This window comes from Gottfriedia solisilvae, assembly GCF_002128405.1.
Lineage (GTDB): Bacteria > Bacillota > Bacilli > Bacillales > Bacillaceae_G > Gottfriedia > Gottfriedia solisilvae.
Genome location: NZ_NETJ01000004.1, coordinates 548,415 through 566,194, shown reverse-complemented (window position 1 = coordinate 566,194; position 17,780 = coordinate 548,415). Strand labels below are relative to the sequence as shown.

General features: G+C 33.2%; 14 protein-coding genes. 7 read left to right on the top strand and 7 right to left on the bottom strand.

From position 1 onward, the window contains the following. Window positions 1-714: 714 nt before the first annotated feature. Window positions 715-1,905 (top strand): Alp7A family actin-like protein, encoded by a 1,191-nt coding sequence (locus tag CAB05_RS15950; RefSeq protein ID WP_371870404.1) that lies wholly within the window; start codon window positions 715-717, stop codon window positions 1,903-1,905. Window positions 1,906-1,914: 9 nt separating this feature from the next. Then, window positions 1,915-2,481 carry a hypothetical protein gene (locus CAB05_RS15945; protein WP_088001560.1) on the top strand — a complete coding sequence of 189 codons (567 nt, stop codon included), beginning with the start codon at window positions 1,915-1,917 and terminating at the stop codon, window positions 2,479-2,481. A gap of 57 nt (window positions 2,482-2,538) precedes the next feature. Here the strand turns inward: CAB05_RS15945 and CAB05_RS15940 are convergent, their stop codons facing one another. The 3 genes from CAB05_RS15940 to CAB05_RS15930 all read right to left on the bottom strand — a co-directional run bounded on the left by CAB05_RS15940 (window position 2,539) and on the right by CAB05_RS15930 (window position 4,901). Continuing rightward, window positions 2,539-2,952: a CBS domain-containing protein gene (locus CAB05_RS15940; protein ID WP_088001558.1), complete on the bottom strand. Its 414-nt coding sequence runs from the start codon at window positions 2,950-2,952 to the stop codon at window positions 2,539-2,541. A 153-nt stretch (window positions 2,953-3,105) separates the two neighbouring features. Next, a complete protein-coding gene (locus CAB05_RS15935) occupies window positions 3,106-4,014 on the bottom strand; it encodes an EamA family transporter (protein ID WP_088001556.1) in 909 nt (302 codons plus the stop codon). Between the two features lie 68 nt (window positions 4,015-4,082). Beyond that, complete coding sequence (locus tag CAB05_RS15930) at window positions 4,083-4,901, bottom strand: purine-nucleoside phosphorylase (protein WP_088001554.1); 819 nt, start codon at window positions 4,899-4,901, stop codon at window positions 4,083-4,085. A 280-nt stretch (window positions 4,902-5,181) separates the two neighbouring features. On the opposite strand from CAB05_RS15930, the gene CAB05_RS15925 reads away from it, so the two are divergent. The 5 genes from CAB05_RS15925 to CAB05_RS15905 all read left to right on the top strand — a co-directional run bounded on the left by CAB05_RS15925 (window position 5,182) and on the right by CAB05_RS15905 (window position 12,051). Beyond that, window positions 5,182-6,399 carry an ROK family protein gene (locus CAB05_RS15925; protein ID WP_088001552.1) on the top strand — a complete coding sequence of 406 codons (1,218 nt, stop codon included), beginning with the start codon at window positions 5,182-5,184 and terminating at the stop codon, window positions 6,397-6,399. Window positions 6,400-6,706: 307 nt separating this feature from the next. Beyond that, window positions 6,707-8,125 carry a PTS system trehalose-specific EIIBC component gene (gene treP / locus CAB05_RS15920; RefSeq protein WP_088001549.1) on the top strand — a complete coding sequence of 473 codons (1,419 nt, stop codon included), beginning with the start codon at window positions 6,707-6,709 and terminating at the stop codon, window positions 8,123-8,125. A gap of 68 nt (window positions 8,126-8,193) precedes the next feature. After that, window positions 8,194-9,858, top strand: coding sequence for an alpha,alpha-phosphotrehalase (gene treC / locus CAB05_RS15915; RefSeq protein WP_088001547.1), 1,665 nt, complete (start codon window positions 8,194-8,196; stop codon window positions 9,856-9,858). 35 nt (window positions 9,859-9,893) lie between these two features. Next, window positions 9,894-10,616 carry a trehalose operon repressor gene (gene treR / locus CAB05_RS15910; protein WP_088001545.1) on the top strand — a complete coding sequence of 241 codons (723 nt, stop codon included), beginning with the start codon at window positions 9,894-9,896 and terminating at the stop codon, window positions 10,614-10,616. 235 nt (window positions 10,617-10,851) lie between these two features. After that, the gene (locus CAB05_RS15905) at window positions 10,852-12,051 is read left to right on the top strand and encodes a class I SAM-dependent rRNA methyltransferase (protein ID WP_088001742.1); all 1,200 of its coding nucleotides are present in this window, start codon (window positions 10,852-10,854) and stop codon (window positions 12,049-12,051) included. Between the two features lie 266 nt (window positions 12,052-12,317). On the opposite strand, the gene pepT is transcribed toward CAB05_RS15905, so the two are convergent. From pepT to CAB05_RS15880, 4 genes are all read right to left on the bottom strand, one after another. Next, on the bottom strand, window positions 12,318-13,550 hold the full coding sequence (gene pepT / locus CAB05_RS15895) for a peptidase T (protein ID WP_088001541.1): 1,233 nt from the start codon (window positions 13,548-13,550) through the stop codon (window positions 12,318-12,320). A gap of 104 nt (window positions 13,551-13,654) precedes the next feature. Next, window positions 13,655-14,260 carry a lysoplasmalogenase gene (locus CAB05_RS15890; protein ID WP_328588942.1) on the bottom strand — a complete coding sequence of 202 codons (606 nt, stop codon included), beginning with the start codon at window positions 14,258-14,260 and terminating at the stop codon, window positions 13,655-13,657. Between the two features lie 209 nt (window positions 14,261-14,469). After that, the gene (locus CAB05_RS15885) at window positions 14,470-16,050 is read right to left on the bottom strand and encodes a L,D-transpeptidase (protein ID WP_158093297.1); all 1,581 of its coding nucleotides are present in this window, start codon (window positions 16,048-16,050) and stop codon (window positions 14,470-14,472) included. Window positions 16,051-16,410: 360 nt separating this feature from the next. Next, the gene (locus tag CAB05_RS15880) at window positions 16,411-17,595 is read right to left on the bottom strand and encodes a NupC/NupG family nucleoside CNT transporter (protein ID WP_088001537.1); all 1,185 of its coding nucleotides are present in this window, start codon (window positions 17,593-17,595) and stop codon (window positions 16,411-16,413) included. Between the last annotated feature and the right edge of the window lie 185 nt (window positions 17,596-17,780).

The following is a 17,780-nucleotide window of genomic DNA, read 5'->3' as shown; positions in this document are numbered from 1 at the left end:
TTGTAGAGGGGAGTTTGCGACCTCTACCATAAGTATTTTACTTATGGATTTTTATTAAATTATCTATTAACAATTGTACGTAAGAAGTACAATCGCAATTACTATTATAATAGTTTAAAGAGAAAAGAACAAAAACTTTTCTAGAAAAGTAAAAAATTACAAAACGTAACTAAGTGTTTTTATCTATAAGATTGTTGCATTCAGAGTTTAAACCAAATAAGACAGGAGTTGATTATAACGGAAGGTGCAAAACTCCAGTGGGAGATGCGGGAAGGCTAAAGACCCATAAGGCAAGTAAGGTAGCCATGCTAAAACACGAAGTTTTGTCGTAAGGCATGCATGATCTACATCGTGTGGACAAGAGGCTCAAGCTTAGCCCCACAAAACAGTGGATTGAAAAAAACATAACTAAAAGTAACCATAAAAGAAGTTTGATCTATTCATTAGACTAATCTACGATGTATACATTTTTGTAAACAAGTATACAGATTGTAAACAGTTGTACACATAAATGTATGCATGTTTACAAGTATACAAATCTATATACATGCTTTCATTTAAATGAGTTTACGGTTTTGTATACAAGATGACAAATAAATCGTCTAGTTTACATTTTCATGTTAGTTAAGAGATACGATTGACCCTTAAAATAAACTCAGATAACCTTTTAGTCAGAATTAAATTAATTATCTGTAAAAACACATGGTGAAAGGGATGATTTATTTGGTAAACGCTCGTATTGCTGCAATTGATGTAGGTAATGATTCACTTAAAGGCATATTCGGAAAGATGGAACATGAAATTAATATTCCTAATATTGTTGCGAGAGATATTGAAGATCGCCCAATAATTGGAGTAGAAGAATTGAATAATCAAGATCCAAACGATGGCATACATATTCGAGTACATTCACCGACTCTAAAAGATAATAATTCTATTTATCGTGTTGGATACTTAGCAACAAAAAGCAATAATGCTACGGAGCTAGATCCAGGTAGTAATAAATCAGAAGAAGATCAAACCTTAATTATGTTATTCGCTGCACTAGCACTAGATGCTGCTAGAGATGAGAATAAACAAAACTTTAAACGGTCAAATCAAGTGATTGAGGCTACTTATACATTGGGGACAGGCCTTCCGTTAAGAGAGGTGAAGGAAGGGAAGGACGTTGCATATCGTTCTCGTTTACTAAGCTCGGTACACCAAGTTGAGTTTCTAGTAACACCTAAGTATCAAGGACTGAAAATAAATATTAAGTTTGAAGAAGTGAAAATCTATCCTGAAGGATTTGCAGCTTATATTAATTTAGTAATGGACCAGCATTTAAATATTATTAATAAAGAACTAATTGATAAAAGAATCCTCATTCAAGATATCGGAGGACTGTCTACTGATATCGCAGTCATAAAAAATAGGAAAGTAGATGACGATAAAGCACAAGGTTTTAACCTAGGTGTTTCAGAATCTCTCGAGCAGATACGTGAGGAAATACGTTCAAAATATGGCATAGAGTTAGATAGTAGAAGAGACGTTGTCGAAATTATAACGAAGAAAAGTGACCGGAACCATATTATGGTGAAGGGAAGTAGGACAAGCGTTCATGACATTGTTGATAGAATTCTATTAGAATTGGCGAAAAAACAATACCGTCATTTACGAAATATGTGGCAGAGGAACTCTCAAACTGAAATTTGCTATTTTATTGGTGGAGGATCAATTATCTTAAAAGAGTATTTAGTCGCGTTAAATAATAACCTTGACGGCTATCAAATTGATTTCTTTGAAGATGAAAAAGAAAGTATTTGGATGATGGTTAATGCCTATTACAAGCTAATAGCTGATTTTTCAAGAAGAAATCAGAGGGAAAAACAAAGTGAAGAACAAAAAATGGCAAAGACAAAGTAAGGTGACTTTATGAAGAAGGAAAAAGAATTAACGAGAGGACAACCTATTACATTTCGTATCCCTTCTGATACACCTAATCACATTTTGAAACATTTACAAAGCTTAAAGGAAAGTGAAAGACGAAATTTCTCAAGTAAAATTGCCGAGTTCACTTTGAGAGGAGTGAACGATGAAATCTCGATACAAAAAGAGACAATTACAATCCCACTTCCAAATCGATTAAATAAGGCCCAAAGAGACTGGTTAAAGCATGAACAGTCTGAAGCGTTACTAGGAAGTATTGTCTATCAACTATTATCAGATCCAATCAAGACTGTATCATTGCTGACCTCATTAAATAGTGGTGCGACATATACGTATGAACAGAATGATGAAATAGCAGCTGCTAAATTAGAGTGGAAGCCAATTCCAAGTGAAAATATATCGGGTGAGGATGATACAAGAGATGTAAGAGGTATCGATATAGACGACTTTACATGGGAGAGTGAGCAGGAGATAGAGCAGACAAAGCATAAAAATGAGAAAGAAGACTTGGATGACCTTCTAGGTGACTTTCTTGCACAAATGAATAAATAATGAATACAAAGGGAACCGAAAGTATTACTACGGTTCCTTTTGCCTTTTCAACTAAACTTATTGCACATCATTTTGAGAAATTTGTGATAAAGCTTCCCCAGCACTTTCATCTGATTGATCTTGAACGGCCAAGTCACCTAGAGAGAGCATGCCTACAAGATTTCCGTTTTCAACAACAGGTAATCTTCTAATTTGGTGTTGCGCCATTAAGCTAGATGCTTCTTGAAGATTAGCATCTGCATCAATAGTTACGATGTTATTAGACATGACTTGAGAAGCATGTCCGTTTCCATTATGTCCAATACCTCGTAGTGCCAAGTCGCGGTCCGTAATCATACCGACTACTTGACCGTTCTCAACAACTGGTATTGCACCTACATTTAAAGATTCCATTTTGCTTGCAACTGCTTGTAATGAATCTTGGTTAGAGCAGCTTTCTACATTGCTTGACATAACGTCTCTGACCTTCATTTTAAAACACCTCCATTAAGAATGTAACAAAGATATTATTTGGGAAAAGGTCAAAAATATACTATATAAATAATACTGATTAAAAAACTTGCTCCTAAGTTTTATTAAAAATACTCAACTATATAATAAAAAACACTTCAGAGGAAGTGTTTTTTAAGATGTCTGTAATGATTTTTTCTTTAATAATTCTGGAAGGGCAATACCAGCTAAAATTAAGGAAACGCCTATATATTGTGCCGTACCAATTGATTCTTTTAACACAAGCGCTGACATCAAAACAGCGGTCGGAAGTTCTGCCGCTCCTAAAATAGATGCTAAGCCAGACCCCGTTAATGGCACTCCTTTTGAAAACATAAATGTAGAGAAGAATGGACCTAAAAAACCTAGTATGATGCCGTATTTTAATGTGATTTCAACAAATAATTTTCCGTCACTAAAAAAGTTAGGAGGGAGAAAAAGGGCACATATTATAAAACCGCCCGTAATCATAAGAGCAGTTTTTGTAACAGGGTTAGTTTGTACTGCAACTCTTCCACTTAAGAGAACAAATATAGAATATGAAATGGCAGATAACAAACCAAAAAGTAAGCCTAGCAAGTTTATTTGCTGGATACCGGCCGAAAAAACATTTGTTGCAAAAAGAGTTCCAATTATTAATGGGATTAGGGAGATTACCTTTCCTTTCTCGGGAAATTTTCGGTTAAGCAAAGCCTCTAAGAAAACGCCGATCCAAGTAAATTGAAAAAGTAATACGATAGCAAACGAGGCTGTGATGTATTGAAGAGACAAATAATAAAACATTCCTGTTAATCCAGTAGTCGATCCTAATACAGTTAATAATAATATATCTTTTTTTGCAGGCTTTACATATGTCTGAGTTGTCGACTTCTTTTTAAGAAGCTTATTTATAAGAACAATAGACCACAATAAAATAGCCCCAACAAACATTTGAATCCCAACAACATCATTCACAATAAAACCATCATTATATGCTAGTTTTACGAATGTAGACAATACACCATAACATGCAGATCCAATGATGATATACAATATTCCTTTCAAAATGACACCTCATTTACGAATTAAAAAAGTAAAGAGGGTATAGTCCCTCTTTACTTCTATTTTACTAATTAAAGCTCTTCTAAAATACCTTTTACTAGTCCTACAAATTTAGTGCGTACCATGCTTGCAACTTCGATTACTTCTTCATGGTTTAATGGTTGGTCTAGAATGCCGCATGCCATATTAGTTAGGCAAGAGATACCAAGAACTTTCATGCTACTGTGAACAGCAACGATTGCTTCTGGTACTGTAGACATCCCAACAGCATCAGCACCTAATGTACGAATCATACGAATTTCAGCAGGTGTTTCATATGAAGGTCCACTCCACCAAGCATAAACACCTTGTTGTAATTGAACGTCTTGTTTTTCAGCTACTTTTAATGCAAGCGCGCGTAATTCTTTATTATAAACTTCTGATACATCTGGGAAACGAGTACCTAGTTCGGGGTTGTTTGGTCCGATTAATGGGTTGTTTCCAACTAGATTAATATGGTCAGTAATTAACATTAAATCGCCAGGATTAAAGCTTGTGTTAACTGCTCCACATGCATTTGTAACAATTAATTTTTCAACTCCAAGAGCTTTCATAACGCGTACTGGGAACGTTACTTCATCTAATGTAAAGCCTTCATAATAATGGAAACGGCCTTTCATTGCGACTACAGCTTGTCCTTTTAATTCTCCGATTACTAATTCATTGGCATGACCGACAGCTTCAGATTTAGCAAAGTGAGGAATCTCGCTATAAGGGATTGTAACTGAATTTTCGATTTCATCTGCAAGTGTTCCTAATCCAGAACCTAAGATTAACCCAACTGTTGGGCGGTAGTTTGTTTTGTTTAGGATAAATTCTTTTGTTTCTAAAATATGTTCTGTTTTATGCATTTTTATTTCCTCCTTGAATGAGTTAATAATTTGTATTCATAAAAATTTAATGTAATAGATGATTTCTTTCAATATTAGTCTAAATGATTTTTTCCTGATTGTAAATGGACTAAATACCATTTTGGTAAAAAGTTAAGTGTTTCGAGAAAAAATACTATTATCAAATGTCTAAAATAGCTATACTTAATTTATAAAATAAAAAAAGCTGATTGATTGTAAGTGATGCTTGCAGTATAAATCGGGTAAGATATTGATAATGAAAAAGCTTTGGAGGAAAACGATGCTAAGGCAATTTGTAGGAGTACATTCGCCAAAATTAAAAAGTTTAAAGCTTTTATATAGCTTAATACGAAAATTAGGACCAATAAAAGTAAGCACACTAACTGAGCTAACTGGTTATAAACATACAACTTGTGTGAGATTATTAGACGAATTAGTACAAGCCGGACTGATTATAGATAGTGGGTTAGGTGTTTCAAGCGGTGGAAGAAAGCCCGTAATGTACGTAGTAAATCCTACGTCGAACTATATAATTGGCGTAGAGATTACAAATTTATATACAACTGTTTTATTATTAGATTTACATTTAAATATTTTAGAGACTAAGAAACTAAAGATGGATCAAGGAAGTACTGGAGAATTTACTCTGAATTTTGTAACGAACTGTGTTGATCAATTATTAGTTCAAAATGATATTAGTAGAGAAAAATTATTAGGGATCGGAATAGGATTACTCGATCCAATCGATTCAGAAAAAGGAACAATCATTAATTCTGACTCATTTATTGCTGGTGGGTGGGAAGATTTAAATATCATAAACTACTTAGAGAAAACAAATCAATGTCCAGTTTTCATTAATAATGGAACAAATTTAGCTGCTTTAGCTGAATATCGATTAAAGTATGGAAAAGAAACAGATAATATTATATTTGTTTCAAGTGATATGAGTATAAGATGTGGTGTAGTTCAACAAGGAAGATTACTCAGTCATAAAAATGAAATGGACGATGCATTTGGTCATATGATCATTGACGTCCATGGACAACGTTGTTCATGTGGGTCTTATGGTTGTCTTCAAGCTTATAGCAGTTTACCTGCCATTCGTGAAGAGGTGATTAAACGTATTAAACGGGGAGAGTCTTCCCATCTTCAAGATTGTGTTGAAGATATAGAAGATATTAGTTTGCACCAAACTTTAGATGCATTAGAACAAGAAGATCGTTTAAGCTTAGAAGTGTTAAAGGATGCAGCTTATTATTTTGGAATAGGTCTGGCTAATCTGATTTTTTTATTAAGACCAGATATTGTCATTTGTGGAGGTACATTAGTTCCAAAGCCATTTTTTTTCGATATTGCATCTGATATAGCGAGATCAAGAATGAAACATTACCCAAATAGTCCAATTCAAATAGTGAAATCAACTACGGCTTACAATATCGTTGCACAGGGTGCAGGTTGTATGGTGATTGATTTTTATACAGAAGAAAGTTTTTCATAAAATAAAGCTCGGTTCCTTAGATGTAAATGGTGAATCGGGCTATTTTTGTTATGTCTATTAATCCGCACTCATTAATGGAAAGTAATATTTTTGGAACCATAAATAGTAATAAAACTCATATAACTGACTTATATTGACGATTTACATAAATTTGCCTAAAAACTGAAGTAAACATTTGTTGAATAAAAATGAAAGTTGTTGTGAGCGTTTTCAAAAAACGCTTGCTTTCCTGTACGTACAGGAATATACTTATCTTGTACGTACAGGATATAGATAAAAAGAGAAACATAAGAGGAGGGGTATTGAAATGGGTCGTTATACTGATGATGCAAAACAATTACTTCAACATATCGGTGGCAAAGAGAATATCGCAACAGTTACACATTGTGCAACGCGTATGCGTTTTGTATTAAAAGATGTAAAAAAAGCTGATGAGAAAAAGATACAAGATCTTAAATTAGTTAAGGGAACATTTACACAGGCAGGTCAATTCCAAGTTATTATTGGGAACGAAGTATCAATGTTTTACAATGATTTTGTAGAATTAGCTGGTGTTGATGAATCTTCTAAGGAAGATGCAAAAGTTGCAGCAAGACAAAACATGACTTGGTTACAACGTGTACTTGCGCATTTAGCAGAAATTTTTTCTCCATTAATTCCTGCGATTGTTGTTGGGGGTCTAATTTTAGGATTCCGAAATATTATTGGTGATATTAAGTTACTAGAAGATGGAACTAAAACGATTGTAGAAACTTCACAATTTTGGGCTGGTGTGCATTCATTCTTATGGTTAATAGGTGAAGCAATCTTCCACTTCTTACCTGTTGGTATCACATGGTCGATTACAAAGAAAATGGGTACAACTCAAATTTTAGGGATTGTTCTGGGGATTACACTTGTTTCTCCACAATTATTAAATGCATATGCAGTTTCTGGTGGGGCAGAAGCACCATTCTGGGACTTTGGTTTCGTTAAAATTGACATGATTGGTTACCAAGCTCAAGTAATTCCGGCTATTTTAGCAGGTTTTACATTAGCATTTTTAGAGAGAAGTATTAGAAAGGTTGTTCCAAGTGCAATTTCAATGATCGTTGTTCCTTTCTTAGCACTTGTACCAACAGTGTTAATTGCTCATATTGTTTTAGGACCACTTGGTTGGAAAGTTGGTTCTGCAATTTCACATGTAGTTTATTCTGGATTAACATCATCATTTGGTTGGTTATTTGCTTTAGTATTTGGATTCTTCTATGCTCCATTAGTAATTACAGGTTTACACCATATGACGAACGCAATTGATTTACAGTTAATGAGTGAGCTTGGTGGAACAAACCTATGGCCAATGATTGCTTTATCAAATATTGCTCAAGGTTCTGCAGTATTAGCAATTATTTACTTAAATAGAAAAAATGAAGAAGAAAAACAAATTTCAATTCCAGCGGCGATCTCTTGTTATTTAGGTGTAACAGAACCCGCAATGTTTGGTATTAACTTAAAATATGCTTATCCATTCTTAGCTGCAATGATTGGATCTGGAATTGCTGGCATTATTTCAGTTGGTTCTGGCGTTATGGCAAACTCAATTGGAGTAGGTGGCTTACCTGGTATTCTATCTATTCAACCAAAACATATGGGAATGTTTGCAGTAGCAATGTTAGTTGCAATTGTAATTCCATTTATTTTAACAATTATCTTTAACAAGAAAAAACTGCTAGTAAAAAATTCATAATTATTTAAGAGGAAGGAAAAGTTATTTTTCCTTCCTTTCAAAGTTTACAATCAAGGAGATTATTAAAAATGAAGGATTTTAAGAACAGTGTTGTATACCAAATTTATCCAAAGTCTTTTTATGATTCAAATGGAGATGGCTTTGGAGATTTAAATGGCGTGACAAAAAAACTAGATTATTTAAAAGAATTAGGTGTCGACTACATTTGGCTTACCCCATTTTATGTATCTCCGCAAAATGATAATGGTTATGACGTTGCAGATTATCGGAATATTGATCCTGCTTATGGGTCAATGAACGATTTTGAGGAATTAGTACAGGCTGCAAAAGAACGAAACATAGAGATCATGCTAGACATGGTATTTAATCATACGTCATCAGAGCATGAGTGGTTTCAAAAAGCGCTTGCAGGAGATAAAAAATATAAAGATTATTATATTTTTAAAGAAAGTAAAGATGGAGAAGAACCAACGAATTGGATCTCAAAGTTTGGTGGTTCTGCATGGGAGAAAATAGAAGGTTCAGGTGAATATTATCTACATCTTTTTGATAAGACACAACCAGATTTAAATTGGGAAAATGTCCAAGTTCAAAAGGAAATATTTGATATTGTGAATTTTTGGATAGATAAAGGTGTCAAAGGCTTTCGTTTAGATGTTATTAATTTGATTTCAAAGCCAGATCAATTAGAAAATGATGAAAATGGCGATGGTAGAAGATTCTATACAGACGGACCAAGAATTCATGACTATTTAAAAAAATTAAATAAAGAAACGTTCGGAAAAACGGAAGATATTATAACAGTTGGAGAAATGTCTTCTACTTCAATTGAACACTGCATTCAATACTCAAATCCAGAACAAAAAGAATTATCAATGGTATTCAATTTCCACCATCTTAAGATAGATTATAAGGATGGAGAAAAATGGTCTGTAATGGACTTCGATTTTATGGCACTAAAAAATATTCTTGATTCATGGCAAAAAGGAATGCAAGAGGGTAATGGTTGGAATGCATTATTTTGGTGTAACCATGATCAACCACGAATTGTTTCCCGTATTGGAAATGATCAGGAGTACCATAAAGAATCTGCAAAAATGCTTGCCACTGCGATGCATTTATTAAGAGGAACACCTTATATTTACCAAGGCGAAGAAATAGGTATGCCAAATCCTAAATTCGATCAAATTGAACAATATAGAGATGTAGAAAGTTTAAATTACTATGAGATATTAAAATCCGAAGGCGTATCAGAGTCAGACATAATTAAGATTTTACAAAGTAAATCAAGAGATAATTCTCGTACACCAATGCAGTGGGATGACTCAAATCATGCTGGATTCACAACGGGAACACCTTGGATTCCTACCGGTAAGGATTTTATTGAAATAAATGTAGAAAGTGCGCTAAGTGATCAAAATTCAGTTTTTTATCATTACAAAAAGCTTGTCCAACTACGAAAGCAGTATGACATTATTGCAGAAGGCGATTATGAGTCACTTATAATGGATCATAAAAATATATTTGCTTATGCGCGTAATTTAGGAAACCAAAAACTAATCGTCATTAATAATTTCTATGCAAACGAGACAATATTTAATTTACCTGACAACATTGATATTACCGACTATAAACGAAGTATTTTGATTTCGAATTATGATGATTCTAGCATGGATTTAAATGAAATTCATTTACGTCCTTACGAGTCAATCTGTTACCTTCTTGAGAAATAAGGAAGATTATAATAAAATTTTCCTAGGTGATGAATATGAATGCGAAATATATTTCTATCTACCATAAGTTAATTGAGCAGATAGAAAAAGGCATTTATTCGGTTGGGAGTAAAATACCTTCTGAAAAATGTTTAATGGAACAATTTGATGTGTCTAGGGATACAATTAGAAAATCATTACAAATGCTCGAACAAAATGGTTATATCAATAAGGTTAAAGGTAAAGGTTCATTTATTTTAGATACTGCTAAGTTCAATTTTCCAGTAACTGGATTAATTAGCTTTAAAGAACTATCAGCACAAATTGGTAGAACAGCTGAAACGATTGTTGAAAAGCTAGAATTGAAGAAACCCAGCAAATTTATCAAAGAACAATTACTAATTGATGATGAGACATCTATCTGGAAAGTAATCAGATCTAGAAAAATTGATGGGAAAAAAATTATTCTTGATAAAGAATACTATAACGGTAAATATGTAGAGAAACTTTCAAGAGAAATTTGTGAAGGCTCAATCTTTGACTATATAGAAAACACACTATCATTAAATATTGGCTTTGCAAAAAAAGAAATCGTTGTACAAACTTGTAATGAGGACGATCGAAAGTACTTAGATCTAGATGGCTATGATATGGTTGTTGTTGTGAATACATTCGTTTATTTAGATGACGGATCACTATTACAGTATGGTCAATCTCGTCACAGACCAGATAAGTTTAAATTTGTCGATTTCGCTAGACGTATTCAACAGAATATTTAATGTAAATAACTCTAAAACCTTGTCTCACTTGGACAAGGTTTTTCTTTTGATATAGAAAATAGATGTTAAGTGAAAGGTAAGGAATAAATTGCCTTTATGGAAAGTGTATACTATGCTAAATAAAGCAATGAAAAGACTATGAAAAACGATGATTATCAAATGTTTTCACTATCCATTTTAATTAAAATCGATTATGGAAATACTGAGATAAAATATGAGAATAACTGGTGAAAGCATGAAAAATGAACTGCAATTAAAGGTGAAACAAAAATTTGTAAAAGATTATAAGAATGGATATCCACTTATTTCAAAAGAATCCATTATGAATAGTAAAGATTTAACGAGTGAAGGAACAGTTATTAAGCTAGTAGATGAACGTAATCAATTTATTGGAAAAGGTTATTACGGTAAGCAAAATAAAGGCTTAGGTTGGTTACTTAGTTTCGATCAAAATGAAGAAATTGGTCCAAGATTTTTTATAGATAAAATTCAAACTGCGATAGATACTCGAGGCACATTTTACAATAATCCCGATACAACTGCTTTTAGAGTATTTAATGGTGAAGGTGACGGTATTGGCGGATTGATCATTGATTATTATGATGGCTATTATGTAATTAGCTGGTATAGCGAAGGCATTTACCAATTTAAAGACTATGTCATTGACGCTTTAACGAAAATAGTTGAATTTAAAGGGATTTATCAGAAAAAACGTTTTGATGCAAAAGGTCAGTACATTGAAGAAGATGATTTTGTTACGGGAGAAAAGGGCGAATTTCCAATTATCGTAAAAGAAAATGGCGTTCATTTTGCAATCTATTTAAATGATGGCGCGATGGTAGGCGTATTTCTAGATCAGCGTGAAGTGCGTAAGTTAATACGTGATAAATACGCTTATGGAAAAAGAGTGCTCAATACATTTTCATACACAGGCGCATTTTCTGTATTTGCTGCGATTGGTGGAGCACAAAAAACAACAAGTGTAGATTTAGCGAATAGAAGTTTACAGAAGACTAAAGAGCAATTTAGTATAAATAACATCGATCCAAGTACACAAGACATCATAGTTGAAGATGTATTCCATTACTTCAAGTACGCAGTTAAGAAAAACCTTTTATTTGATATGGTGATCTTAGACCCGCCAAGCTTTGCTAGATCAAAAAAACATACGTTCAGTGCGGAAAAAGACTATAAAGATCTTCTAAAAGAGGCAATTACAATTACTGAAGATAATGGAGTCATTGTAGCATCAACAAATTGTAGTTCTTTTGGGATGAATAAATTTAAAACATTTATAGACATCGCTTTTAAAGAATTAGGTGGTCAATATAAATTAATGGAGGAATACTCACTTCCAGATGATTTTAAAACGAATAAGCACTTTAAAGAAGGAAACTATTTAAAGGTAGTATTTATTAAAAAGTTAAAGGCTTAATCTATCAGGTAAATATTTTTAAACAAGTTATCTAAAGTCATAACGATTTATTAAGAAGTTGATTGGAACGGAAGGTGCTCGACTCCTGTGGGAATAGCGGGACAGGTGAGACCCCGGAGGTGCGTAGCGCCGAGGAGGCTCAGCGCACGCCCCACGGAAAGCGAGCATCCTGGAGTGGAAATCAACAACTTTTTTTAACCGAGCCAACCATAAAAAAACGCATAGTAGTAACTAATGCGTTTTTTCTCATTCTAATAGGATTTGCCTTAAGCTTTTTTCTCATATAATTTAATGACTTCAATCATGACATTTGTTGCTTTGATCATATTATCTACTGAGATATATTCAAACTTTCCATGGTAGTTTTCTCCGCCAGTGAAAATATTAGGAGTTGGAAGCCCCATGTATGAAAGCTGAGATCCGTCAGTACCTCCACGAATTGGTTCGACAATAGGTGTAATATCTAAGTTTTTCATCGCTTCATAAGCAATATCAACTACGTGTTTAACTGGTTCGATTTTTTCTCTCATATTGTAATACTGGTCGTTCATTTCTATTAAGATACTGTTTTCACCGTAAGTTTCTCTTAAGCGATTAACAATACTGTTTAATGTTTCTTTTCGTTGTTGAAATTTTTCTTTATCGAAATCTCGGATAATGTATTGTAATTTCGTTTCCTCAACATCACCTTCAATTGAGATTAAATGATAGAAACCATCATATCCATCTGTATATTCTGGCGCATCTTCTACTGGTAGTGACTGATTAATTTCCATGGCAATTTTTGTTGAATTAATCATTTTACCTTTTGCTGTGCCTGGGTGAACGCTTTTACCTTTTACAGTTATAGTCGCACCAGCGGCATTAAAGCTTTCATACTGAAGTTCTCCTAGTGGACCACCATCCATTGTGTATGCATACTTTGCATCAAATGCTTTCACATCAAATTTATGTGGGCCTCTACCAATCTCTTCATCAGGCGTAAAAGCAACACGAATTCGACCATGCTTTATTTCTGGATGTTGTACTAAATATGCCATTGCTGTCATGATTTCAGCAATACCAGCTTTATTATCTGCGCCAAGTAGTGTTGTGCCATCCGTTGTGATTAACGTATGTCCTTTATACTTGCTAAGCTCAGGAGATTGTTTTGGAGACAAGATAATATTCAGTGAATCATTTAAAACGATATCTTCACCATCATAATTTTCAACGATCTGTGGGTTAACATTCTTACCAGTGAAGTCAGTAGCAGTATCAACGTGAGCTAGAAATCCAATAGTAGGAATGTCCTTTTCAGTGTTAGCGGGCAAAGTAGCCATTACATAACCATTTTCATCCATCGTTACATCAACTAATCCAATTTCTTTTAACTCTTCAACTAGCATACGTCCCAATGTTAATTGTCCCGGTGTAGAAGGGCATGTATTGTTGCTTGCGTTTGATTGTGTATCCACTTTAGCATAATTAATTAAACGATTCATTAATTCATTTTTCATTTGAATAGCTCCTTTTCTACATGTAAAAATGCGCTTACATTTACTAGTTTAACGATTAAGCTTACTAGTTTATTTTAGTTTGTTCTGTATTTGAAAGTAAAATATTATGCGGTAGATTTTAACGATAATATACTTCTAGCGATTAAAAATTGCGCACTATAGTATGTAATCATAATCAATTCATGATTATAACGAACGGTTTGTACAAATAGATCCCACGAAAGAATAGAGTCAGAGATAATAAATAAAACGCTACCGATAATTGCCCATTTATTCCCAGTCATGATAGCAGTAAATACCATCGTAGAAATAGCAATTGTATAAGCAATCACTGGAATGATTAAACCACGATCCCCTTTATCTATTAACGCTGCCGTTATATTGGAACACATTAAAAAAGCATATATGGCAATAGGGATAATTGATAACATCCGTTTATTTGAGTAATTCCAACTTGAAATAAAACCTGCTGTGTAAAATAGATGTCCAATTAAAAAGGCACTTAAACCAATGACAAACCAAATTAACGTACCATCACCAATCATACAAAAAAATAAACCAGTGATGATGAGTGTACGATACTTCGATGACTGAACAGGCTTCAAAGAAAAAGCAAAATACAAAATTAATAGCATGGGAATTAATTTAAATAAAATTTTGATACCAATTGGTTCAGAAGGTATGAAAAAAATATAGAACAAGCCAAACACGAGAATCAATAAAGGTAGAAATTTTTTCAAAACAAACCAGCCCCTTTCTAGAATTTTCCTTTTTACTAATTATTATTAATGAAAAATGAATAGAATGCTATCAGAAAATATGATTGGTACAGCGCAGTAAATGTAGAAGACATGGTACAACTTTTGTACAAAAAAAGACTGCCGAGACATACCCGGACAGTCTGGATGTTACGACCAACTTATGAAGCAATCGAAATGCCATGTGAATGAGCGATTTTTCCATTAGAGTTGGAAGATTTAGCAATGATAACAGTAGTGCCTGTTTGAATTTGTTCAAAAAGCCATGCAATCTCGCTGTTGTGCATACGAATACAACCATTGCTAACTGATTTTCCAATTGAGCTTTCCTTATTATTTCCGTGGATTCCATAAGAGTTTCCTGGAGAATCACCCACACTTAATCCCATCCAACGTTTTCCAAGCGGATTTCTTGGATCACCACCAGGAATATTTTCTTTATACCAAGGTCGATTTTTAATTTTATTTAAGATTTTAAATTTACCAGTTGGTGTAGGAGTTGATGATTTACCAGTTGCTACACTAAATGTTTTAACAAGTTTTCCTTTATTGTAATATGATAGTTTATTAGATTGGGTATTAATAATAATTAACTGGCCATTTGAAATAGGTTGATTGCTTTGTACCTCAATAGTAGCAGGCTTACTTTGATTTCCAGCTAAGTCTTGAGAAGTAACTTTAATGCTAGCATAAGCTTTTAACTTGCTTACTCTAAATGAATACGTACCAATACTATTTGCTGTTGTTTTTGCAACGTAACCATTATTAACGTATAGCTTAACAGTTGCTTTTGGTTCTGTTTTCCCAGTAATTATCGTTGCATTCTCTTTAAGAGACTTAATCGAAGGAGCTGATGGTGCTGTACGGTCAATTACACGAACTGATAAAGGTTTACTTTCATTGTTACTCTTATCAATTGTAATGACCTTGATAATAGCATTTGCTTTTTGTTTAGTGATTTTCACGTTAAATTTTCCATATGAAGTCACGACACCCTTACCAATTAGCTTCGTACCGTTATAAACCTTAACATTTGCATAGGCTTCAGACTTACCAGTGATATATTGTGACTGGTCAGAAACTGCAGAAATAGACGATACAGATGGTGCGATTAAATCAGAGACTAATATTGTAGTAGATTGACTTTCAATATTGTTACTTAAACCAATTACAGTAATTTTCGTTCCAGCCTTAATAGGTTTTACTGCATAAGAATATTCACCACTTGAATTTGTAGATAAAGTTTTCAAAAGCGTATTATTCTTTAAAATCTGAACTTCACTATTAGGAAGAAATACTCCCTTAATAGATGTTGACTTATTTGACAGTTTATCAATAGTAGGAGTAGGTAAGTCTACAATTGAATATTTAATCAGTTTATCTGACATTGTTAAATCTTGTTCATCTAGTTTAATAGATGTAAGTTGGTAAACTCCTTTTTCAAAGTCGCTAGTAATTTTTATTTTTCCAGAATAGTAATTATCAGATGTTTTTATAAAAGTTACTTCATTCTTTTTTGTTCCATTTGAAAAGAATAAAGATATATGTCCAAAATTTTTCTTCGTCGTTAGCCCAATATCGATTGTTTGGCCGTAAGCAGCTTCAGTTGTATTCATTGTGAGATTATCTATATATTTAGAGAACTCATTATCAGTAAAACTGGAAGTGAACGAAGTAGCATTAGCAGTCGGTAAAAGGAATAAAAACATTCCGAGAAGCACAGATACGATCTTATTAGTCATTGTCTCTCTCCTTATAATTGGAATTACTTACTAAATTTGCTCTTAATCTATTTAAATCCTTTATTTTTTTAGAATTATAAAACGTCAAATTTCTGCAAAAAAAATAATCAACTAAAAATGACCATCATTAATTCTTTCACTCATGATTATCACAATAGGATTCTTTCTTTATTCCAGATCACTCTCCTAAAATCTTGATGTATGTATCATATGATTTAAATGTTTCTAATTTTGTCATAGGATGTTTCTATGTTGTAAACTTTTTAATGTGATTCTGAGTATAAATGATAAAATTCCAACAAAAAAAGCATAAAGGGAAACGTCCCTTTATGCTTGTCGTCATCAAATTACTTATTTTACTTATGTCAGAACCAAGCTAACAATAATCGCTGATAAAACACTAACTAAAGTAGCCCCGTAAAGTAACTTCAATCCAAATCGTGCAACGGTATTACCTTGTTTTTCGTTTAATCCTTTAACTGCTCCGGCAATGATACCAATTGAAGAGAAATTAGCAAAGGAAACAAGAAAAACTGAAATAATTCCAATCGTTTTTGCAGAAAAGCTTTTGGCCACTTTTGATAATGCATCCATTGCAACGAACTCATTTGTAACTAATTTGGTAGCCATGACGCCACCAGCTTTGATGATATCTGATGATGGAATACCCATTAAGAATGCAATTGGTGCAAAAACATAACCTAGAATTTCTTGGAATGTAATACCGAAAATTAAATCAAAAACATTATTAATTAATGAGATCAGAGCAACAAATCCAATTAACATTGCAGCTACAATAATAGCAACTTTAAAACCATCTAAAATGTATTCTCCAAGCATTTCAAAAAAAGTTTGTTTTTCTTCATCTTGAACAACCAATATATCCTCTTCATCTGATACTTCATAAGGATTAATAATTGATGAAATAATAAAACCACCGAATAAGTTCAATATAATGGCAGTTACGACATAACGTGGTTCAATCATTGTCATATATGCACCAACAATTGACATTGAAACAGTCGACATTGCAGAGGCACACAAAGTATAGAGACGATGAGGCGCTAATTGACCTAGTTGTTTTTTGACTGTAATAAATACTTCAGATTGTCCGACAATCGCGGAGGCTATGGCATTATATGATTCCAATTTTCCCATGCCATTTATTTTACTTAAAAGTAAACCGATACCTTTCATTATGAAAGGTAATATTCTTGTATATTGTAGAATTCCAATTAATACGGAAATGAAAACAATTGGTAATAGTACATTTAAGAAGAAAACAAATGCACCTTCATTCGCGACCCCACCGAAAACAAAGTTAATCCCGTCGGCTGCATATAGAAGTAACTTATCGAACACTTTAGCAATTGCTTGAATAATTTTAATACCAATGACTGTTTTTAAGAATAGGTAGGCCAAAATAACTTGAACAACAATCATTATGATAATCGGACGAATTTTAATGATTTTCCGATTCGTACTAGCAATATATGCAAGAGCTAGCGTAACAACTAACCCTACTAACGCAATTAAATAGCTCATATAAATCCTCCTGGACATATTAATTGAAATGACCTTTAGACATGATGAATTGGAATTACCCAAAATATCATATACGTTAATATGTGCTAGAAGGGACAAAGTTATGAAGAAGAACTGAAATATGTGGATAAAGACAAAGTATATTTCTTTCAAATCATCACTTATACATAAGAACTAAGTAGATC

Coding starts and splice junctions, on each gene's coding strand:
- CAB05_RS15925 (WP_088001552.1), top strand. CDS start 5,182: ATGCTAAGGCAATTTGTAGGAGTACATTCGCCAAAATTAAAAAGTTTA.
- treP (WP_088001549.1), top strand. CDS start 6,707: ATGGGTCGTTATACTGATGATGCAAAACAATTACTTCAACATATCGGT.
- CAB05_RS15945 (WP_088001560.1), top strand. CDS start 1,915: ATGAAGAAGGAAAAAGAATTAACGAGAGGACAACCTATTACATTTCGT.
- treC (WP_088001547.1), top strand. CDS start 8,194: ATGAAGGATTTTAAGAACAGTGTTGTATACCAAATTTATCCAAAGTCT.
- treR (WP_088001545.1), top strand. CDS start 9,894: ATGAATGCGAAATATATTTCTATCTACCATAAGTTAATTGAGCAGATA.
- CAB05_RS15930 (WP_088001554.1), bottom strand. CDS start 4,901: ATGCATAAAACAGAACATATTTTAGAAACAAAAGAATTTATCCTAAAC.
- CAB05_RS15885 (WP_158093297.1), bottom strand. CDS start 16,050: ATGACTAATAAGATCGTATCTGTGCTTCTCGGAATGTTTTTATTCCTT.
- CAB05_RS15950 (WP_371870404.1), top strand. CDS start 715: ATGATTTATTTGGTAAACGCTCGTATTGCTGCAATTGATGTAGGTAAT.
- pepT (WP_088001541.1), bottom strand. CDS start 13,550: ATGAAAAATGAATTAATGAATCGTTTAATTAATTATGCTAAAGTGGAT.
- CAB05_RS15905 (WP_088001742.1), top strand. CDS start 10,852: ATGAAAAATGAACTGCAATTAAAGGTGAAACAAAAATTTGTAAAAGAT.
- CAB05_RS15940 (WP_088001558.1), bottom strand. CDS start 2,952: ATGAAGGTCAGAGACGTTATGTCAAGCAATGTAGAAAGCTGCTCTAAC.
- CAB05_RS15880 (WP_088001537.1), bottom strand. CDS start 17,595: ATGAGCTATTTAATTGCGTTAGTAGGGTTAGTTGTTACGCTAGCTCTT.